Below are 18,602 nucleotides of genomic sequence, written 5' to 3'. Positions count from 1 at the left end.
TCACTTGGAGGGCTTGATTTGTAGGGAGTTGATGAAGGTCCGGAGATAGGAGGGCGTTTGGGCGGATACGATCTCATAGTGGTTGAGCTTGAGCGCCAAGGTGACATCGGTCGTGTCGTTGTGCCAGCCGCACGTGGTGAATTTGACCGCGCCAATGGTGACGTCCGCACAAAGAATTTTCCCGCCCACAGCGCCGGCCGGATACGTCTTGATCTGTCGCGAATCGATCGTCGAATTATAAACCGAACGGAGTTCCTCGCCCGGTCCCGCCGGTTTGAGCGTGGCATTCGGCCAGTATTGGGCACGGATTATCAGCGCCTTCCCACCGGACGCCCGATAGGTCAGATTGACCCGCCCCTTGGCGATGTCAGTATTAATCGAGTCCGAGCCGATTTCGGTCCATTCAGTATCGCTGGGCTTCGCCTCCTTGTACCCCGCAAAGGCGGTCGGCACCACCGGAGCCTTCTGCCCAGACTCATCGCCACCTCCCCTCGTCGCCAGCCATGTCCCCCCACCGACGAGCAGGGCAGCGACGATCACTACGCCTCCCACGATCAGCCGCCTTCGACCGCGTTGCTGCCCGGCACCCGGCGCCGACCGAGCAGAGGAGGACGCCACCTGGGCGTCGTCGCTGTACGAGGAGTCGGTCATGAGTGTTCCTCTGGTGGTAGTGGTAGGGGCACGGCCACAGCAGGTTGACCATAACGCCCCCACGCAATCCGGTAGCGAAGCTTCTGCGTGCTTGCACGAATCACCCACCTGCACTTGAGCACGACGAGCCGTGAGGACCTGGACCAGCTTTCCGCCCAGCCCAACCGAGCCCGAAGCCCTTGCTGTTGACCTCGTAGCCCTTGTCGCCCTTGCCCAGGTCGTACGTTCAGGTCCGCGGACGGTGTCCGAGGTCCCGACATGCCCCTGAACGCCCCGGTGCCGCGACAACAGACGCGGCCATCTGAACGCCCGTGCAGTTGATGCCGACCGCTCGGTCGAGGGCACCGCCGAGCGTCACTCGCGTACCGAGATTCAGCTAGTCGACTGCCGGGGCGCAGCGGCAGACGCGGCTCAAGGACAGCCGAAGAGGCCGCGCGAGACAACACGCGGCATCTTCAGGTGTTCGATTCACTCTCTTCCGGTGCATCAACAGTTGGCTGTTCGACGACGAAGGATCCCTTGCCGCGCACAGTGACGATCAGGCCGCGCTCGCGCAGTTCCTGTGCGGCACGCCGTGCGGTGAGACGTGCCACGCCGTACTCGTCAGCAAGGTGGTTCTCGGAGGGGATGGGCCTGTCCGGCGCCAAGTCTCCAGACGCGATCTTCTCGGCGATGACGTCGGCCAGCTGCACGTAGAGCGGTCTGGCGCTCATCGGGTCCAGCGGGGTCATCGGCTCTTCCGTATCGCTCATACGTCCAACGTAGAGCGATAGCGACCTGCACAATCGAGTGGATCCCTCTGTACTTGTATGCAGAGGGCTATAGATCTGTGTAGCGTCAAAGACGACAGACCCCGGCGAGGTGGCTAGACCTCCCGGGGCATGGCCAACGCTTACAAGGAGCGTCGACGTGCACGACCTTATCCCCCGCGCCCTCCACTGGCTGCGCCTCCTCTTCTCCCCCGGCACCGGGAAACGGCGCCGCCGGCCTCCCTTCCCTCACGTCCACCTCACCCTCGTACGCTGCCCCCTCACCATCGAGCCCCCGCAGCTCCCCGGCCACCGGTCGCCGTACGGCCTGGGCACCCTCCTCGACGGCACCGACTCCGCCCTGATCCGCCCCTACCTCACCGCCCACGAGCGCGAGACCGCTCTCCAGCAGCGCCGCCGCCTCGCCCTCGTACTCGCCGCCGACTTCGGAATCGACCTCGACCAGCGCGTGATCGGCGCGCCGGAGGCGGCTGCCTGATGGAGCACGAGACCAACGGCACGAACGACGCACCCGCGCCCCGCCTCTTGCCCTGGCCGACGCCCGAGGGCAAGCCCTGCTACCTGGTCACGGACAACGGCGGCGGCTACCTCTCCCGCCTCGCCGACGACCTGGAGGTCGCCCAGCTCGCCACAGGCACCGACGTTCTCGGCCATGCCCGCCAGGTGCTGGACGACCCGATGTCGCAGTACACCGAGGTCCGCTACGCCGGCATCCGGCTCGCAGAGTGCCTCACCGACGCGCTGCGTGTTGCCGAGTCCCGGGGCATGCGCCTGGTCGGAGCGCACCGAGGCGAGGAGAACGACGGCACCCTCGGGCAGGCCGCGCGCAACGCAAGGAGCGGACTATGGTCGTAACCACGACGCATCGAAGGAGTTCACCGGCCATGACCGCCCACGCCGCCGAACCGACACCGATCGTCCCGCCCATGCCGGAACGCACCCCGAAGGCCCTGCGCGAGGCGATCGCACGGCATACCCCTCAGCTGCTTCCCGACTTCGACGCGCACTGGAAGAGGGCCATCGCCGACACCTACGACATCGGCCCCCTGCCCGCGTTCCTGGCTCGCTGGTGGGTCGAGTACGCGATCGCACGTGATCCGGAGCTGGACGCCCACGTGACCGACCTCTACCGCCGAGCGGAGGACGCCACCGACTACTCCGTGGCCAAGGCACTCCTCGAAGAGGCATCGAAAATCCGTTACGGCGCACGGGAGCTGGAGCCCGGCCAGTGACAGACGCGTTCATGGGGCCGCCCTGGCAGATGGACTGGCGGCTCGACGCTCTCGTACGCCTTGAGGCGCTGCCCGAGCACGTACAGAAGAAGGTCGCCGAAGCCCGCGCCGAACTGGTCACCGCCAGAGATCCCTACTTCCGGGGGATCGCCGCCGATGCTGGCCTTGCGGAATCCATGCACGTCGAACCCGTCCGGTCCAGCGATCCCAAAGGGCCTCGGATTCTCTACTTCGACAACCACCGAGGCTGGTTGATCTACACCTTCATCCCGCGAGCCGAGGACCCACAGATCACCGTGGTGGAGGTCTTCTGGCAGTGAACCGAAGCTGACCACGCCGGGAGCGGCAGAGCCTCACCGAGCGATCGGCTTCGAGCGGGCCGCTCGCCAGTGGCCCGCCTGTTCCACACGTTTCTGCGACCCGCGCGCGGTACTCACTTGCGCGCGGGTCGCTTCCGCGCTGTAAGCGGGATACGTCAAGGAAGGAGGGTGAGATGGACAAGTGTGGCGGGCGGTGACCGTGAGTATCGCCCTACCCGCCGTACGCCCGCCCGAGACGCAAGGCATCTCCATAGCGAAACGGAACTCAGGCCTCACAACAGCCCGGACACAGCTCACCTACGCATCTGAGGCCGTCATCCGTGCAGGCACGATCAGGACACAGGTCACGCCGCCAACCACCCCATGCGCCCAGGATTATCACCATTCACAGCGAAGTTCGCTCTGGCGAAACCGAGAACCTCCCCGATACCGTCGGACCTCTTGAATGGTCTTTTTTCTCACGGGGAGTTCACTGTGAAGCGCCGTACTTTGCCCGTCGCTGCCGCGCTGGCGGCCACGGCAGCACTGCTGTTGACCGCCTGCGGAAGCGGTGACGACAAGGCCAGCGACAAGGACAAGATCGCCGGTGCCGACCAGGGCACGAAGACACCGACGGCTTCGGCATCCGCTTCGGGAGCGCCGGCGGAGGACAAGCCAGATGGCGTGGACGTCTCGCTGCCCAAGGACATGGACCTGACCATGGTCTTCGACTGGGACAAGCCGAAGGACAAGAACGAGGCGGCGGCTACAGCGGATGCCGCGAACTTCCTCCGTGCCATCTACCGGGGCATCGACAAGCGCTCGACCAAGGACGCGGCCCTGGCCGCGTATGCCACCGGTGACGGGCTCCACTACGCGCAGGTGCAGATCAACGACTGGATCAAGGGCGGCTGGACGGCGACCGGCACGGAGCGCCACTACGACCTCAGCACTCGGTCCACCACGAACAGTCAGGCCGTGGAGGTCGCGTTCTGTGTGGACTCGAGCAAGTTCTATGGCAAGGAGATCAAGACGGGGAAGGTCCTGAAGACCAAGCCCAGTCTTGCGGACTTCGACTACTTCAAGATCGTCATGGTGAAGCTCCCCACAGCCGATGACCTGTGGCAGGCATCCAAGGTGTACGTCCAGACCAAGGCGGCGAAGTGCCAGTGAGCGTATCGCGACGCATACTGGTCGGCACCGGGGCCCTGACTCTGGCTCTCGGCATCCTCTTCCTCACGGAACCGGCCTACGCGGCAGGGCCGACGGGCAAGGACAGAGGCGCCGACACAGAGCAGTCCGGCGGGCCTGATGACACCGGCATCTACGCCGCCGCCAAGATCCAGTACTCCGGCTCCGTAACCAAGGACGGCAGCGCCGGCAACGTGACGTCCTCCGACGTCAACTGGACACCCCCACCCTGCTGGTACGCCCCCTACCTCGGCGCCAAGGACTTCAAGAAGAAGATGTCCGAGCAGATCGAGAGCGCCAAGAACACGCCCGGCATGGGCGGCACCGCAGGCGCGGCGATCGGCGAGATGCAGCGCCACTACGAGGACGGGTACGGCTGGACCGACACCCCCGGTTACAAGGACTACAACGTCGAGAAGGACGGCGAGGGGATGTTCTGGGCCGCTGTCGAGAATCCCGACGAACCCGACGTACTCAAACGGAGCTCCTGCAACGACCTCCCCTTCTGGGTCGACAACGGCGAGACCCCACCGGCCCGGTACGAAGAGGCCATCAGCCCGAAGATCCTCGCCGCCCTCGCCTACCAGCACATGCAACTGCCCGACACCAAGGTGACCCTCGCGCCCGAGACCACCACCAAGGTGAACCTGCCGACATGGGCCTGGCTCGACAAGGCCGTCTTCAACGAGGTCCAGGCCACGGCGGCCATCAACGTCCCCGGCTTCAGCATCCGGTCCACGACCACCGCGAAGCCTCTCTCCCTCAAGCTCGAACCCGGCACGACGGACGCCGAGACCTTCCCCGCCTCCGGCGAGTGCGTCATCAACGCCGACCATTCCATCGGCGAGCCCTACGCCCAGGGCAAGGCCGACGAGACTCCGCCGTGCGGCCTCAAATACCTCCGCTCCTCGGGCAATGGCACCTTCAAGCTCCGGGCCACCATCACCTGGGAAATCACCTGGACCGGCACCGGCGGCGCCGACGGCCGCTTCCCCAACGGCACCTTCGGCACCACTCAGGACATCACGGTCCAGGAGATCCAGGCCGTCAACCACTGACACACCGATGGGTAGGAGCATGGGAACCGACGGCGACAAGCCAAAGGTGGACAACCCGGAACGGGAACGGTTGCAGAAGCTGAAGACGCAACTGGAGAAGGAGCGTGGCGACTTCGTCGACGCCTTCAAGAGGGCGGTGACGGACGTCGGCAAGGGCGGCCGGGACTCCTCGAAGTCCTGGGTCGGCAAGAACGCCGACAAATGGCACAACGACACGGCCGGCCACCGCAAGGTGGTACGCACTCGGATCGCCACGGTTCTGGACGACATCCAGCGCGAGATCGACAGCATGCCGGAGAAGGTCACGCAGGAGGAAGCCACTTCGATGAACCGGAACAGGCGCATGTACTGACCGTCCGTCCAGAAGCGGCAAAAGCGACACGAGGAAAGACGGAGGAACTGGATATGCGCCCGGACGACGGGGGAAGCGGCAGCGGAGTCTTCTCGGGGATCGACCCGGACAAGCTCAAGGGCACGATCGACTCCGTAAGACGCGATCAGGAGACTCTGCAGGACCGGGCCTCCTACTACAAGGCGCAGCTCGCCTACTACGGCATCGGCACCCAGGAACTGGCCGATGTGCTGCGCGTGGCGTCTTGGGCGCAGGACGAGTTGCCCATGCTCAAGCGGCGTTACCACCTGGCGATGAACATGGACGACGATCCGTACCCCGGATTCAAGGGCATGGTCCAGATCGACGAGGGGAAGGTCAGCCGTGCCGCCAACGCCGCGGCGGCCAAAGCCGCCAAGCGCGCCACGGAACTGGCGAAGAAGGACCCCGAGGATCTGAGCCCCGAGGAGTTCGACGAGTTGAACGAGCTCTTCGCTCAGAACTACGACGAGTACCCCTTCGCGGAGAAGGTCGTAGGGGCTCTCGGAGCGCGGAAGACACTGCAGCTCTGGGATGAGATGAGCAACCTCGACAGGCCTGCCGGATACGGCGAGACCTCGGACTTCGCACGCGCCGGCGACCTCGACGAGATGCAGAAGAACCTGAGTCTCACCGTGGCGGCGGCCACCAACTCCGACTCTCCGGCGATGCAGAAGTGGAAGAAGGACATGGTCGCGATCGGCGACAAGCCGATCCGCGACCCCGGCCCCGCCCCGGCCGGCGACTCCGGCGGTCCCGAGGGCTTCATCGTCATGAGCAACCTCATGCGATACGGCGACTACGACGACAAGTTCCTCGTGAACTACGGAACAGCGCTCGTCAAGGAGGACAAGCGGATCCTGGACGGCGCCGGCCAGCCCTACGCATCCGGCTGGGGCACCACGAGCACGGTCAACCACGTCGGCAACGACGAGGGCAACGACCCGCTCACCGGCTACATGAAAGCACTCGCCAACAGTCCCGCCGCCGCGACCGAGTTCTTCACCGCGCAGCAGAAGGGCGACGACGGCAAGCCGGAAACGAACTTCAAGTACCTATTCGAAGACCGCAAGTGGCCGGACGACAGCGAGCCGGGCAAGGAGAGCGTGACGGGCCTCAATTCAATGGGCCTCGCCCTTGAGGCAGCCACCACCGGCCACCGCCCGGGCGAACAGGCCACGGCCGAGGACATCAAACACTCAAAAGAACAAGCCGGTTTGTTCAGTGCCCTCGTGGAGTCGGTGTCCAAAGACCAGGACCGCCTCCTCGACCACTCCTTCCTCTCGGACAGCTTCGCGAACATCTCGGCCGAGTACATGCCGGATCTACAACGGAGCCTGGACTCGGATCCTATGTACAAGGACAAGCTCTACCCGACTTCCGGGGCTACCGCCCAGATCCGAACGTACGACGCGACGCGGTTCCTCTACGCAGTGTCCCGTAACAAGGAAGGGTACGACCGGCTCAACGTTTCTCAGCACGTATACGCTGCCGCGCTGATGGAGGCACAGGAGAAACACCCCAACGCCTATCCACAGTCGACCGATGCCACCATCGACAAGCTCGCCTATCAGACCGGACTGTTCCAGGGCGTCATCGCCAATGGCCAGAAGTTCCAAGCCGACAAGGACAACGCCGACGCCAATGCACGAGACGGTGCATGGAAGGACAAGGCAAGCCTATGGGGTGGTTCTTTGGTCGGAAGCACCGTGTCCGTCGCCACGGCACCGTTCACAGGTACGGCAGGAGTGTATGCGGGAGGCTTGGCTGGCACAGCTGCGGGCGAGATCTTCAATGGCATTCTCGATGGCTTCGACGGGGACGGATCTCAAGAAAAGGAGCAGGTCTACCACAACGTACGCCGCATGGATCAGCTTCAGAACTCGGCAGCTCTGACGACGGAGCAATCCGTCAAAGCCGCCACTGGCGATGATGCGGCCGCGTCCAGGTCCGGCGACAAGGCGGGTCTGGGCTTCAGTGACGCCGATGCCCTGATCGACAACAGCGACGCCAATAAGTAGCCGCCCGCACACTCTCCTGCGACTGAAGGATCGACCTTGACGGAGCCGACTCGACGCAGACTTCTGCGAAACCCGTACATCTACGGCGCGGTGATCGCCCTTGCTGGCGGTGCCGTGCTCGTGGCCTACCTCCTTGGGGCCTTCGAGAAACGCGGAAACATCCAAGCCGACGATGTCTGCCAGCATGTCCCCAACCGGCAGGGGACGGCTAAGATCTTCAATTCGATACTGCCCGATGCTTCCGAGTACAACTTCACGGAGACATGGAGACCCACTCAGAGCTGGGAGTTCAGAAGCGTATGCGCAGTCAAAACTGAAGACAACAAAGCCCTCTTTTACCTTCAGGCCACCGTGAGCTCGGCCAGACCCTGGAAAGAATGGGCCGATACGGAAATCCCTCCCAACTCGGGAGGTAAGATCACCTACTTCGACGCCGGAGTCAAAGGCGTATCCAACGCCGAAGTCGCCGCGATCTGGGTCCCTTGCTACGCCCACGAGAAAACAAGCAACGCCCAGTACAACATGACCGTCTTCGCCCACGCCCTGAAACCGCTCGAAGCATCGGACAAAGAAGCACGCAAAACGCTCATCGACCTGGCCACCTCCTTCGCACGTCAAGCCCACAAGGACGCGAAATGCGATCTCCCGTCCCGGTTGCCGGTCTGAGAACAGGGCGCGCCATGTGACGGCGTTGTGGCGGTCAAGGAGATTCCCGGCGGCAATCGCGGGGTCCGTGCGCTGCTCGTATGCTTCTGCAGCGCTGTCGTGAATCACCTTGCGACGGAACAACAGGCAGGCAACGGGGGAGGGACCGCACATGGCGGCCACGGGCGGCGGCGACGCCGTAGAACTGAAGAAGCGGGCCGAGACGCTGCGTGGGTGTGCGCGGGAGGCTCGGTCCATAGCGCGGCGGCTCGGGCCGTATCTCGATGATGCCGTGAAGAAGGCGAGTCCGCGCGCCGCCGCCTTCCGTACCGGCGACGACGCGAACGCGATCTGGCAGGGCCCGTTCGCCGACGAGTGCACGGCGACCCTGCAGAAGCGGCAGGGCAGCCTGAGCGGCATGGCGGGTGCACTGCTCGCCGATGCCACGCGCTGGGAGGCGCAGGCCGACGAGCTGGACCGGCAGGCCAAGGAGAAGGACAAGGCGAAGGCCGGGACGGGCGGCGCGGGCGGCGCGGGCGGCGGCAACTGATGGCGTTCAGAGGGTTCGACGCCGACAAGCTGACCGGGCTCGCCAACGATCTGGACACGCTCGCCGGACAGTCCGGGCGGCTGCACACCCAGCTCGCCTCCGTCCTGACCAGCGCCCAGCAGAACTTGCCGCCCGGGCAGAACGCGTCCCGCGATCCCGACCTCCAGGATCTCGTCGGGGACGTGATCCCGATGCCGGCCGTCTTCGGCGGACGGCGGCGGCTGCCGGGTTCCCTCGGCGCCGAGCTCGGCGACATGCAGGCGTCGATGAAGCGTCGTATCAAGCAGATCGAGGGAGTGCAGGAGCTGGCCGCGCGGGGGTACCCCGTCAACGACAGCGACCTCTTCCTCGACGAGAACCCACCCGACGCGAAGAAGGTCGACGACGCGCTGCGTCATCTGCAGGAGCTGCAGGGCAAGGACTTCGGGACCGACGGCAACCGCGACGACCTGGAGAAGGTCTCCGGTGAGCTCGACGGGCTGACGGCCGCCGAGATGGACGCCCTCGTGTCGAAGGCCTCCCCCAAGGACCTCGCCTTCTACAGCCAGTTGCTCGGCAACACCGACGACTCGTTCTGGAACCCGTTCGACGAGAACGGCCTGCCGGAGGACAAGCGCCGGGACACGCTCAGCCGGATGCTGTCCAAGATCAGCCCGGAGAACTTCGGCAAGTTCCAGACGGCGTTCCCCGGCATGCAGCCGGACGTCACCAACACCGCCGCCTGGCAGAACGGCGGGAACAGCCAGAACGGCCAGACCAACAGCGGCATCCACTGGGAGACGCCGACCGACCCGCTGATCGTCGACGGCGTCTCGGCGGACGACGTCAACCAGCGCCAGTTCGGGGACTGCTGGTACGTCGCCTCGCTCGCCGGCCTGGCCCAGAAGGACCCGAAGTTCATCGAGGAAGGCATCAAGCAGAACCCCAACGGCACGGTCAGCGTCCGCGTCTGGGACAAGAACGGCACCTACCAGTGGGTCACCATGACCGCCGACCTGCCGACCGACAGCAACGGCTCCCCCATCACCACGTACGGCAACGGCGAGTCCTGGCCGGCCTACTACGAGAAGGCCTTCGCGATGGTCTACTCGGAGGACGGCGACGACAAGCGCGGCTACGGCGGTATCGAGGGCGACGACCCCAAGAAGTCCGCGCCGTATCTGACGGGCAAGGAAGGCGACGACCTCACCACCGGTGGCTTCCTGGGCATCGGCAAGCACTCTGACAACAACCTGGCAGACCTGAAGAAGGCCTTCGACTCCGGCAAGGTCGTCACCGTCTCCACTCCGGACGACGAGAACCTGGACAAGGACCATCCCAAGGAGTGGGGCAACACCTACTGCACCGACCACGCGTACTACGTGCGCGGCTTCACCGCCGACGGCAAGGTCGTCCTCGGCAACCCGTGGGGCGTGTCCGGCTATCCGCCGATCACGGTGTCGCAGGATCAGTTCGACAAGTACTTCGGGGGAGCCGAGGCCTTCGATGCGCCCTGATGTCCGACCGATTCCCCCGCAGATCCCACAGGTGAGTGATGTGTCCGAGCGCCCGCACGTGAAGTACCCCTTCGAGATCGACGGCCGCTGGGTGCTGCGCCACCACATCCCGTACGACGTCCGGTACGAGGGCCGTGCCCACCAGGTCGTGGCGGCCGTCTTCCGCGAACCGTCGGTACACGGCCGGATCCGGATCGGCCGCGAAGGCAGCCCCCTCGCCGAGTACGACGACCTGGCCCCCGGCGACATCGTGGAGATCACCGGCGACGCCTGGCGCGTCACGGAGGTCGAGTACCGCACCCACATCACGCTGGAGCGCGTGACCGACGGCAACAAGGAGGCGACCGGTGCTCAGGCCGGCCAGTAAGTCGAGTACGTACGGCATCGCGGGCACGGTCACGGCCGCCCTGCTGGCCCTGGCCTTGTCCGGCTGCGGATCGTCGTCCGACGGAACCGGCGGTGACGGCCCGACGACCGCCGCGCCCGCGACCACACAGGCAGCGGCGAAGGACAAGGGCCCGGTGTGCGTCGGCAAGGCCGCAGCCGACGGGCTGCACGTACTGCGCGGCGGCGGGTTCCGGCTCCCCGGCGGCGGAGACGGTGGCGTGCAGTACGACTCCGCCACCGCCGACGGTACGACCCGCACCGCGACCCTGCGCGAGGGCGCGAGCTACGCCGACGGCCAGAAGCAGCAAGTGGTCAAGCCCGGGCAGACGGTCACCCTCGCCGGGCACGCCTACACAGTCAGCCAGATCTGCTCCTACCGGGTCGTGCTGGAGCCGCAGGACGCGAAGGACAAGGCCGCCCTGGCCGCGGCCCCCACGTCCCTCCAGTCCAAGGGCGGCGCGGCGGACGACGGCCTGTGCTTCTCCACCAACCCGTCCGTGCTGGCCGCGGCCGCAAAGGGGTTCCCGGCCCACGGGAGCACGCTCTCCCTGCTCCGCAACGGTGGTGTGAAGACCTTCCCCACCGGACTGTCGATCACCGTCTCCTACGTCGACACCAGGACCGGCACCGCCGGGGTCGGCGCGAACTGCGCCGGGATCCCGGTGGCCGTGTACAAGGACGTCCGGGTCGGTGACACGGTCGAGTTCGCGGGCGTCCTGTTCAAGGTGTCGGAGCTCGCGGACGGCGTCGTACGGATGACGCGCACGAGCGCGTAACGGGACGGCGGCCGAACCGGCGCTCGGCGGGGCCGCGGCTAGAGTTGCCCGGTGTGGTGGTACGACCGGTGCCCCGCCCCCCCTCGAACCGGCGACCGTGGAGACAGATGGTGTTCGGCAGGAGCAAGAACGTCGACGAGCCGCCCGTTCCCGTCGTGCCCTGGGCCGATGCCTGGGAGTTCGCCCTCACCGATGAGGAACGCCCCGTCACGCTCCAGCGGAAGCGGGCCGTGCTCGGCGTCAGGGCGGTGCGGGTTCCGCACGGTGGAGGCGCGCAGAAGGTCAATGCTCCGTGCGCGTTCCTCCCCCCGCAGGGCACCGCGGAGGACCTGCGGCTGTACGAGGACGCGGAGGGCCGCCGTCCGCTGTGCTCGGTCGGCGACCCCGAGGAGGCGGACGGCGCCCGCCGCTATCCGGTCCTGGACGGACAGGGTCAGGTGGTCGGCGCGGTCCGCCGTATCCCGCCGCTCAAGCACGCCCTCAAGCCGACCTGGCGTATCGAGCAGCCCGGTCGTCCCGAGATCGTGAGCAGTGCCGAGTGGGCCAAGGGCGGGGTCACCGAGATGGTCCAGAAGGGTGCGGGCAAGTTCCTGCTGGGCGCCGTGCAGGCCGTCGCGGACCTGGGGGCGGAGGGCGGTGACCAGCCCGCCAAGTCCCGGGCGCTGGAGTGGAAGGCCGACGGCGAGCTGGTGCTGACGTCCGATGCCGACCGGCGCTTCCTGGTCCGGGCCGCGTGGCTGGACCGGCGGCTGGTCTTCGCGTACGCGCTGCTGCGCGCCCGCTCCTGAGCCCCTGTCACGGTCACGGTCGGAGGGCAGCGAGAAGGTGACGGTGCGGGCGGGCCGGGTCGACCGCCGACTGGCCCTCGCGTTCGCCCTCGTAGGCGATCGGTAATCGGTGATCGGTGATCGGTGAAGGTGCGCATACGCACCGCTTCGCCACACCTGATTCTCACCCCGCTCTTACCGCGTCCGTATCATGGTGCGCCGATTCACGGCCGCCATCCGACGGCCGGCGTTCGAGGTGCTCTGGTTCGAAGTGCTCTGGGGGGAATGAAGCATGGGCATGAGAAGCGTCAATCCGGACGATCTCGACCAGCTCGCCAAGCTGCTCGACGGTCGCGGCGGCGTGCAGGACAAGCTGGACGAGGCGTTCACGAGGGCCTCCCGGCTGGGTGTGTCCAGCAAGCTGACCTCGCTCAGACCGCTGCGCTCCTGGACCACGGACACCGCGCCGGACCTGCGCAAGCGCGCCACCTTCGCCCGGCTGGAGAGCGGGGATCCGCAGGCCGGCATGTTGTGGGCCGGGTTCACCGCGAAGGACCTCGAGAAGTACAAGGGCGAGGGCCTGGGCCCGGACGTGCTGCTGCTCGCCAACTCCGTTGCCGCCAGCGACGATCCGAACGCGTACAAGTTCAAGCGGCAGCCCGACGAGTCCCTGGCGGACTGGATCGAGCGGCTCGAGGCGCACGCGATCTCGCAGATACCCGGTCTCCAGCCGCACGAGGAGACGATCGCCACCATGATCGGTCTCTACGGCGACTGGGGTTCCGTGACCGCGGCCACGGCGGTCGTCACGATCCAGGGCACCTCGCTGACCAAGACGCTGCTGGGCAACTCGCTCAAGGCCGGTGCGCTGCGGACGTGGAAGACGCGGCTCGGTGTGGTGCTGCGCGGTTCCGACAACGGCCTCATACGGTCGGCCGGCAACGGCCTGATCAAGTGGACGCCGAAGATCCGCTCCCTCAGCGCCCCCGGCAGCTGGCTGCCGGGTCAGCTGGGCTCGCTCTTCGGTCGTAGCACCGCCTACCAGAACCTCTCCCGCATCCCCCTGACCAGTGGGCTGCGCGGTGACCTGATCGGGCAGAGCTACAACTGGGCGCGCAGCACGCCCCTCATGCAGAGCCTCCGGGCCAACGGGGTCATCGACTTCCTGGTCGGCTCGGACGAGGCCGCCAAGATGTACGGCGGTTTCACGCACGCGGGGCAGCCGGTCGCCCGGGCCGGCAACGCGAGCCTGATCAAGGTCTTCAGCAAGGCCGCCAACAGCCAGCGGTTCGCCAACTCCGCGGCGGAGGCCACGGGTGCGGCGCGCGGTGCCGGCGCCCTGCGCTTCGGTCTGGGCACCGCCGCCAAGACCGCCGGCTTCCTCCGCGGCGCGGGCATCGTGGGCGGCGTGGTCTCGACCGGCTTCAGCGCGGCCAACGTCATCTCTCAGGGCAACCCGGTCGACGCCTTCAAGAAGAAGGGCGCCGCGTACGTCGCCGACGTGGCGGAGGTCGGTTTCAACGCCTCCCTGACCGCCGCGATGATCGCACCCAACCCGATCACCATCGGCCTCGCGGTGGGCACCGGCATCATCTACGGCGGCGCCAAGATCGTCCAACACTGGGACGACATCAAGAAGGGCGCCGGCGAAGCCACCAAGTGGGTCGGCGACAAGGTCGGCGACCTGGGCAAGAGCATCGCCAAGTCCAAGGCGAACCCGATGAACTGGTTCTGAGCCGGTCCCCTCCCCAACTTACCGGTCGGCGCCACGGCCTGCCGTGTCACGCGAACGGTCGTCGGGGTTGACGTTCCTCATGTCCGGTCCGGGGCAGAGGCTGCCGTCACTCCCCCGCGATCAGCAGTTCTTCGCGGTCCGGGAGGAGGTCTGTGATCTTTTCCCAGACCTCGGCGGAGTGGGAGTTGACGAGGACGAGGGGGCTGTCGGGGTTTACCTGGCCGGGCATGATGGGTTCTTCGGGCTGTTCGCGGATCCAGTAGCCGAGGGGGCCGCAGTCCCAGACGGCGAGGGCGCGGATCATGGTGGAGGGCTGGTCGTCGTGGCGGCCGTCCCAGGCGGTGGTGATGCGCCAGGTGGCGTTGAGGGAGACGACCAGTTCGAGGAACTGGGCGAGCGGGCCGTCCTTGAGGTCGGGGTCGGCCTCGGTCAGGGCCTTGCGGACGGTGTCGCGGGTCGCGTCGTCGTCCTGGCCGGGCTGCTCCAGGGCGGTGAACGCGGCGTCGAGGGCCGCGAGTTTCGTGGTCAGGCGGACCTCGGGCGCGTCCTGCTCGGGCTTGTCGCCGCGGTGCAGGTTGACCTTGCGGGAGAGTTCCCAGACGAGGGTGTTGGGCTCGATGGAGACGTACTCGGACTCCTCCTCGCCGGGCCAGCCGTCGTGCGAGAAGACCGCTTCCTGGCCGACGATCACCCCGTGGTTGACGGGGCCGTGCTGGCCCGTGATCTCCACCTGGACCATGACCATGGGATCCGCGAGGGCGCCGAGCAGGTCGCGCAGCAGGGGCGCCAGTTCGCCCTCCTCGCCGACCAGGCCGATCCGCTGGAGTTCGACGAGGGACTCCCAGAGTTCCTCCGGCGGTGTCTCGCCGTCCAGGAGGTGGGCGAAGACCGCGATGTGGCGGTCGGCGAGGCGGAAGCGCGCGCGGGAGCTGTCGTAGGAAGGCACTGGTCCGGGGTTCCTCTCGTGAAGCGGCTCGGGCGCCGGCTCACTTCTTGGGGTTCTGCAGGTCCTTGGCGTCGTTCGTGCACTGCTGGGCCTCTTCCCGCAAGGACTGGGCCACCGTGCCGCACGTCGTCTGCCAGCTCTTCAGCTTGCCGCGCACATCGTCGGCGTTCGGGCCCGACCAGGACTTCATCCCGGTGGTGCTGTGCTGCTTGGCGGCGGCGAGGAGGGAGTCGACGTGGTCCGCCAGGGACCTCAACTGACTGGCACGCTGGTTGAGTTCCTGAATGTCAGGATTTGCCATAGCAGCCTCCCCCGCTGTATCGACCGCCTCAGCATACCGATGCACGGTTACGTCCTGTCCTGCCCCCCGACCGCGACGAACACGACTTGTTCACCGGAAGATCCCATCTTCGGCAGCGGTGGACGGGAACTACGGACGGTGCGGTAGCGTCCACTGTTGCAAACGGACAGTCCGGTTGCCGCTTAACCACGGGGAGGATCGCCATGGATCGCGGTGCAGATCTCCAGCAACTCCGGGAGCTTTCCAAGCTCTTCGCTCACAAGGCCCACGACCTGCAGGCCCTGATCAAGGACCTGGACGCGCGGACGGGCAACAGCGAGGGCTTCTGGAAGGGCCCGAAGGCCGACCGTTTCCGGCACGACTGGCACGACGTCAAGCCGACGTTCTCGAAGTGGGTCGACACGCTGAACGAGGCCAGCAAGTCGGCCAACACGAGCGCGGACAACATCGAGCGCGCCACCTGATTCCGGGCGATCCGCGCGGATGACGCTGCTCACCGGGGCGCCGGCCGGAGACCTGCGGGTCCTCGGGCGGCGCCCCGGCGGCGTGTTCAGGCCCCGTGGTGGTACATCCGTGCGTCGGCCTGGGAGACCTGGTCGGGCTCGTTCCTGATGGCCGCGTCGATCACCGGCAGCAACTTGTCCACCTGGTCGCGCAGTCGCCTGTTACGGCCGTCCAACTCCTGTTGCCAGGCACGGGCGTTCCTGCCGACCCACACCTTGTCGCCCCCCATGTCCGCGGTCGGGCGCTTCAGCGCGTCGCGGAAGCCGTCCACCTCCTTGGCGAGGTCGCCGCGGAGCCGCACCAGGTCCGCCTTTCTCGGGTTGGGGACCTTCGGGTCGGGATCGGTCAACGGAGTTCCCCCTCCTGCTCGTTCTCGTGCTTGCGGGCGGCCAGCAGTCTGTGCCGCAGGACGGTGAGGAAGACCGCCCCGGCCAGGAAGAACGGGGTCAGGACCAGGAAGACCAGCATCGGCAGTGTCATGGCCGGCGGGTGCTTCACCCACGCCGTCGTCAGTACGCGGGTGGGGTCGTGCGGGTCGTAGGTCACCGACACGGTGCTTCCCGTCGTCAGCCCGTCGGGGCGTTTGCCGCCCCAGTCGCTGAGCGTGGTGTCGACCTCGCGCCGGCCCACGTCGAAGCGGAGCCTGATGTTCCCCGGGCTGCCGAACTTGTCCCGGGGTGAGGACGTGACCTCCGCCCAGGTGGCGACCCCCCGGGAACGCAGATCGCCGACGAGCTCGTGGGACGGGAGGAAGAACACGAGGAAACCGCCGAGCGCCACGACGAACAGGACGGACAGTGTGGCGATCAGCCGCCGCTGCGGCACCGGACGCCGGGCGTCGGCGAACTTCCTGCGGGTCCGGTCCAGCCGTGTCTTCTGCTCGGCGGCCTTCGGAGGCGGGGTCCAGTCGCCCGGCGCTCGCCGCGTCCTCTTCTTCTTCGCCATGTTTTCCGGTTTCCGGTTCCCGTGATCAGAGTCCGAGCCAGCCGCCGACCGTCTTGGCGGCGCTGCCCAGACCCTTGCCGACGTCCTTGACCGCGTTGGTGACGGCGTGGACGGCCTTCTTCCCGGTGTCGGTGTTGAGGGCGTAGTAGGCAGCGTAGCCAAGCCCGGCACCCACCAGGATTCCCGCTCCCACGGCCCACCCGACCGGGCCGCCCGCGGCGGCGGTGATGAGGGCCTCGGTGGCCCAGGTGGCGCCCATGCCGACGCCCATGGAGGCGACGTTCGAGGTGACGGCCACGTCCGTGTCGGAGTGGTTCACCTTGATGTCGTAGGCGATACCGCCGATGGTCAGCAGGGTGCCGACAAGGGGCAGCCGGTCGCCCGTCTTGAACACCTTGCCGAGCCATCCGGCGTCGCTCGCCGAACCGCGGATGAAGGGGGCCTTGTCGACGAGCCAGCGGCCCGAGTCGCCGACCGTCGTCTCCATGAAGCGGGAGAGCGAGCCCAGGCCGTACTTGCCGTAGATCTGCTCGGCCTCGCGGGAGGCGGCCTTGGAGGCCTTCGCGGCGGCGCGGGTCTCCTTGCGGAACTGGGCCCGTTCCTGGGGGGTCATGGCGTTGACGCGCTTCTCGTAGGCGGCCTTGGCCTCCTGGGAGAACTTGTCCGCCTCGTCCCAGAGTTGCTCGGACAGGTGCGACTGGAAACCGATGACGCTCGCCAGCAGACCGGCGTGGACGGTCCAGGTCGCCTTGGGGTCGCCGAGGTCCGTGACGGCCTTCTTGAGGTGTTTCCAGGCGGTGTCCCACAGGTCGGGGTCGTCCCCCTGCATCAGGGCCCGGTTGAAGACGGCACCCGGCTCGTCCTTGGGGATGTCGCCGTGGAAGAGGTCGAGCACCTTGTCGAAGCCCGGCGCCGGCTGGTCCGCGTTCACCGCGGCCGTGAACGCCGCGCCGAAGACCTTGGTGTCCTCCTCGGCCGTCGGCGCCCCGGACGTCGCGATGGCCATGGGGAGGTTCTTGACCAGGTTCGGGTCCATCTTCGCGTAGAAGGACGAGTCGAAGTCGGGGTCGCCCTTGTGCTGGGCCAGTACCGCGGCGATGCGGTGGAACTCGGGACCGGCGTCGGCGGGGTCCATGTCGGCGAGGGCGCCCGCCTCCTTGGCGAGGTCCGCGCCCTGGTCGCGGGCCTGCTGGACGGTCCACACCGGTTCGCGCAGCTCGACCATGGTGGGTTTGGGGCCCACGCCGTGGAACTCCATCGCGGCGGCGAGCGCCTGGCGGCGGCGCAGCATGGGCAGTTCGCCGTCGACCCAGGAGGCGATCTTCTCGATCTCGGTCAGGGCGGCGGTGTCGAGGCCGAATTTCTGGAACCGGGCGGCGTAGGCGGCCTTTCCCTGGTGCAGGGTCTTGCTGCCCGACACCAGGCTGTTGATGGTCCCCATCAGGTTGTCCGGGTTGATCCCCGAGAAGTTCGGGTCAGTCACGGTCCGGGGCTCCCGCGCCGTCGGGCAGCCGGGGGTCCAGCAGGACGGCCTGCGCGCCCGAGCCCCGCAGTGCCGTCTCGAGTTCGGCGGTCGGGATCGCCACCCAGGGCTGTTCCTCGCCCATCGCCTCGACGAGTCCGACGACGGTGGAGAACGCGATCGCAACGCGTCGCTCCCCGCCCGGCTCCCCCTGCTTTCCCGGCTTTCCCGGCTCCGCCTCCACACGCAGCAGCATCACGTCGACGGTGCCTTCGAGCAGCGGCGTACCCTGCGCGTCCCTGGGCACATCCGCCATGGTGGGAAGTACCAGGACATCCGGGGGTATGGGGGAAGGCTCTGCCGCATTCATCCGGTCAGCCTATGAAGGGCGAACCCTGGCCCAGGTATGAGGATTCCTAAGGTTTGGGCAATTCGCACAAGCGCAGCACACGGCTTACGACGGCGACGGCCCGCTCCCCGGAGGGAGCGGGCCACG

At 67.1% G+C, this 18,602-nt stretch carries 24 protein-coding genes; 16 read left to right on the top strand and 8 right to left on the bottom strand.

The genetic code is table 11. The features are described from left to right. Together ACFZDK_RS00790 and ACFZDK_RS00785 are read right to left on the bottom strand one after the other, a co-directional pair. Positions 1-651: a hypothetical protein gene (locus tag ACFZDK_RS00790; protein WP_390968462.1), complete on the bottom strand. Its 651-nt coding sequence runs from the start codon at positions 649-651 to the stop codon at positions 1-3. Positions 652-1,106: 455 nt separating this feature from the next. Continuing rightward, entirely contained in the window at positions 1,107-1,403 is a 297-nt protein-coding gene (locus ACFZDK_RS00785; protein ID WP_390968461.1) for a GntR family transcriptional regulator, read from the bottom strand. Between the two features lie 157 nt (positions 1,404-1,560). Here ACFZDK_RS00785 and ACFZDK_RS00780 point away from each other — a divergent pair, with 157 nt between their 5' ends. From ACFZDK_RS00780 to ACFZDK_RS00710, 15 genes are all read left to right on the top strand, one after another. Beyond that, complete coding sequence (locus ACFZDK_RS00780) at positions 1,561-1,899, top strand: hypothetical protein (RefSeq protein WP_390968459.1); 339 nt, start codon at positions 1,561-1,563, stop codon at positions 1,897-1,899. Then, positions 1,899-2,276: a hypothetical protein gene (locus tag ACFZDK_RS00775; protein WP_390968457.1), complete on the top strand. Its 378-nt coding sequence runs from the start codon at positions 1,899-1,901 to the stop codon at positions 2,274-2,276. Before ACFZDK_RS00780 ends, ACFZDK_RS00775 begins: the two co-directional genes overlap by 1 nt. Before the next feature lie 29 nt (positions 2,277-2,305). Beyond that, positions 2,306-2,653: a DUF6247 family protein gene (locus ACFZDK_RS00770; protein WP_390968456.1), complete on the top strand. Its 348-nt coding sequence runs from the start codon at positions 2,306-2,308 to the stop codon at positions 2,651-2,653. Continuing rightward, complete coding sequence (locus tag ACFZDK_RS00765) at positions 2,650-2,973, top strand: hypothetical protein (RefSeq protein WP_390968454.1); 324 nt, start codon at positions 2,650-2,652, stop codon at positions 2,971-2,973. The genes ACFZDK_RS00770 and ACFZDK_RS00765 overlap by 4 nt, the downstream gene beginning before the upstream one ends. A 474-nt stretch (positions 2,974-3,447) precedes the next feature. Then, complete coding sequence (locus ACFZDK_RS00760) at positions 3,448-4,125, top strand: hypothetical protein (protein ID WP_390968452.1); 678 nt, start codon at positions 3,448-3,450, stop codon at positions 4,123-4,125. Continuing rightward, positions 4,116-5,201 (top strand): hypothetical protein, encoded by a 1,086-nt coding sequence (locus ACFZDK_RS00755; protein WP_390968451.1) that lies wholly within the window; start codon positions 4,116-4,118, stop codon positions 5,199-5,201. The genes ACFZDK_RS00760 and ACFZDK_RS00755 overlap by 10 nt, the downstream gene beginning before the upstream one ends. Before the next feature lie 19 nt (positions 5,202-5,220). Beyond that, positions 5,221-5,553 (top strand): hypothetical protein, encoded by a 333-nt coding sequence (locus ACFZDK_RS00750; RefSeq protein ID WP_390968449.1) that lies wholly within the window; start codon positions 5,221-5,223, stop codon positions 5,551-5,553. Between the two features lie 53 nt (positions 5,554-5,606). After that, positions 5,607-7,592: a hypothetical protein gene (locus tag ACFZDK_RS00745; RefSeq protein WP_390968447.1), complete on the top strand. Its 1,986-nt coding sequence runs from the start codon at positions 5,607-5,609 to the stop codon at positions 7,590-7,592. 36 nt (positions 7,593-7,628) lie between these two features. Continuing rightward, positions 7,629-8,258 carry a hypothetical protein gene (locus tag ACFZDK_RS00740; RefSeq protein WP_390968445.1) on the top strand — a complete coding sequence of 210 codons (630 nt, stop codon included), beginning with the start codon at positions 7,629-7,631 and terminating at the stop codon, positions 8,256-8,258. Positions 8,259-8,409: 151 nt separating this feature from the next. Next, positions 8,410-8,787, top strand: a complete 378-nt coding sequence (locus ACFZDK_RS00735) for a hypothetical protein (RefSeq protein ID WP_390968443.1) — start codon at positions 8,410-8,412, stop codon at positions 8,785-8,787. Further along, positions 8,787-10,283: a C2 family cysteine protease gene (locus ACFZDK_RS00730; protein ID WP_390968441.1), complete on the top strand. Its 1,497-nt coding sequence runs from the start codon at positions 8,787-8,789 to the stop codon at positions 10,281-10,283. Before ACFZDK_RS00735 ends, ACFZDK_RS00730 begins: the two co-directional genes overlap by 1 nt. A gap of 40 nt (positions 10,284-10,323) precedes the next feature. Further along, positions 10,324-10,650 carry a hypothetical protein gene (locus ACFZDK_RS00725; protein WP_390968439.1) on the top strand — a complete coding sequence of 109 codons (327 nt, stop codon included), beginning with the start codon at positions 10,324-10,326 and terminating at the stop codon, positions 10,648-10,650. After that, positions 10,631-11,446 (top strand): hypothetical protein, encoded by an 816-nt coding sequence (locus tag ACFZDK_RS00720; protein ID WP_390968437.1) that lies wholly within the window; start codon positions 10,631-10,633, stop codon positions 11,444-11,446. The genes ACFZDK_RS00725 and ACFZDK_RS00720 overlap by 20 nt, the downstream gene beginning before the upstream one ends. Before the next feature lie 107 nt (positions 11,447-11,553). Beyond that, on the top strand, positions 11,554-12,234 hold the full coding sequence (locus tag ACFZDK_RS00715) for a hypothetical protein (RefSeq protein ID WP_390968435.1): 681 nt from the start codon (positions 11,554-11,556) through the stop codon (positions 12,232-12,234). A 277-nt stretch (positions 12,235-12,511) separates the two neighbouring features. Next, positions 12,512-13,948, top strand: a complete 1,437-nt coding sequence (locus ACFZDK_RS00710; RefSeq protein WP_390970028.1) for a PE-PGRS family protein — start codon at positions 12,512-12,514, stop codon at positions 13,946-13,948. 106 nt (positions 13,949-14,054) lie between these two features. Here the strand turns inward: ACFZDK_RS00710 and ACFZDK_RS00705 are convergent, their stop codons facing one another. Together ACFZDK_RS00705 and ACFZDK_RS00700 are read right to left on the bottom strand one after the other, a co-directional pair. After that, positions 14,055-14,894, bottom strand: coding sequence for a hypothetical protein (locus tag ACFZDK_RS00705; protein ID WP_390968433.1), 840 nt, complete (start codon positions 14,892-14,894; stop codon positions 14,055-14,057). Positions 14,895-14,934: 40 nt separating this feature from the next. Continuing rightward, the gene (locus ACFZDK_RS00700; RefSeq protein WP_365692566.1) at positions 14,935-15,195 is read right to left on the bottom strand and encodes a hypothetical protein; all 261 of its coding nucleotides are present in this window, start codon (positions 15,193-15,195) and stop codon (positions 14,935-14,937) included. A 203-nt stretch (positions 15,196-15,398) separates the two neighbouring features. Between ACFZDK_RS00700 and ACFZDK_RS00695 the strand changes: the two genes are divergently transcribed. Then, on the top strand, positions 15,399-15,659 hold the full coding sequence (locus ACFZDK_RS00695) for a WXG100 family type VII secretion target (protein WP_352225532.1): 261 nt from the start codon (positions 15,399-15,401) through the stop codon (positions 15,657-15,659). A gap of 86 nt (positions 15,660-15,745) precedes the next feature. Here the strand turns inward: ACFZDK_RS00695 and ACFZDK_RS00690 are convergent, their stop codons facing one another. From ACFZDK_RS00690 to ACFZDK_RS00675, 4 genes are read right to left on the bottom strand one after another with little or no spacing between them, the layout of a single operon-like run. After that, complete coding sequence (locus tag ACFZDK_RS00690) at positions 15,746-16,048, bottom strand: hypothetical protein (RefSeq protein WP_390968430.1); 303 nt, start codon at positions 16,046-16,048, stop codon at positions 15,746-15,748. Continuing rightward, positions 16,045-16,644 (bottom strand): DUF3592 domain-containing protein, encoded by a 600-nt coding sequence (locus ACFZDK_RS00685; RefSeq protein WP_390968427.1) that lies wholly within the window; start codon positions 16,642-16,644, stop codon positions 16,045-16,047. The genes ACFZDK_RS00690 and ACFZDK_RS00685 overlap by 4 nt, the downstream gene beginning before the upstream one ends. Before the next feature lie 25 nt (positions 16,645-16,669). Beyond that, on the bottom strand, positions 16,670-18,127 hold the full coding sequence (locus ACFZDK_RS00680; protein ID WP_390968425.1) for a hypothetical protein: 1,458 nt from the start codon (positions 18,125-18,127) through the stop codon (positions 16,670-16,672). Next, positions 18,120-18,422, bottom strand: coding sequence for an SAV_915 family protein (locus ACFZDK_RS00675; protein ID WP_390968423.1), 303 nt, complete (start codon positions 18,420-18,422; stop codon positions 18,120-18,122). The genes ACFZDK_RS00680 and ACFZDK_RS00675 overlap by 8 nt, the downstream gene beginning before the upstream one ends. Positions 18,423-18,602: the final 180 nt, after the last annotated feature.

This window comes from Streptomyces sp. NPDC007901 (assembly GCF_042959465.1).
Lineage (GTDB): Bacteria > Actinomycetota > Actinomycetes > Streptomycetales > Streptomycetaceae > Streptomyces.
The sequence above is the reverse complement of the archived record's forward strand: the minus strand, read 5'-3'. Positions and strand labels throughout refer to the sequence as shown.

Excerpts from the sequence above, each read along its gene's own strand:
- ACFZDK_RS00790 (WP_390968462.1), bottom strand. The coding sequence starts at position 651 with ATGACCGACTCCTCGTACAGCGACGACGCCCAGGTGGCGTCCTCCTCT.
- ACFZDK_RS00785 (WP_390968461.1), bottom strand. The coding sequence starts at position 1,403 with ATGAGCGATACGGAAGAGCCGATGACCCCGCTGGACCCGATGAGCGCC.
- ACFZDK_RS00775 (WP_390968457.1), top strand. The coding sequence starts at position 1,899 with ATGGAGCACGAGACCAACGGCACGAACGACGCACCCGCGCCCCGCCTC.
- ACFZDK_RS00770 (WP_390968456.1), top strand. The coding sequence starts at position 2,306 with ATGACCGCCCACGCCGCCGAACCGACACCGATCGTCCCGCCCATGCCG.
- ACFZDK_RS00750 (WP_390968449.1), top strand. The coding sequence starts at position 5,221 with ATGGGAACCGACGGCGACAAGCCAAAGGTGGACAACCCGGAACGGGAA.
- ACFZDK_RS00745 (WP_390968447.1), top strand. The coding sequence starts at position 5,607 with ATGCGCCCGGACGACGGGGGAAGCGGCAGCGGAGTCTTCTCGGGGATC.
- ACFZDK_RS00735 (WP_390968443.1), top strand. The coding sequence starts at position 8,410 with ATGGCGGCCACGGGCGGCGGCGACGCCGTAGAACTGAAGAAGCGGGCC.
- ACFZDK_RS00730 (WP_390968441.1), top strand. The coding sequence starts at position 8,787 with ATGGCGTTCAGAGGGTTCGACGCCGACAAGCTGACCGGGCTCGCCAAC.
- ACFZDK_RS00715 (WP_390968435.1), top strand. The coding sequence starts at position 11,554 with ATGGTGTTCGGCAGGAGCAAGAACGTCGACGAGCCGCCCGTTCCCGTC.
- ACFZDK_RS00710 (WP_390970028.1), top strand. The coding sequence starts at position 12,512 with ATGAGAAGCGTCAATCCGGACGATCTCGACCAGCTCGCCAAGCTGCTC.
- ACFZDK_RS00700 (WP_365692566.1), bottom strand. The coding sequence starts at position 15,195 with ATGGCAAATCCTGACATTCAGGAACTCAACCAGCGTGCCAGTCAGTTG.
- ACFZDK_RS00695 (WP_352225532.1), top strand. The coding sequence starts at position 15,399 with ATGGATCGCGGTGCAGATCTCCAGCAACTCCGGGAGCTTTCCAAGCTC.
- ACFZDK_RS00685 (WP_390968427.1), bottom strand. The coding sequence starts at position 16,644 with ATGGCGAAGAAGAAGAGGACGCGGCGAGCGCCGGGCGACTGGACCCCG.
- ACFZDK_RS00675 (WP_390968423.1), bottom strand. The coding sequence starts at position 18,422 with ATGGCGGATGTGCCCAGGGACGCGCAGGGTACGCCGCTGCTCGAAGGC.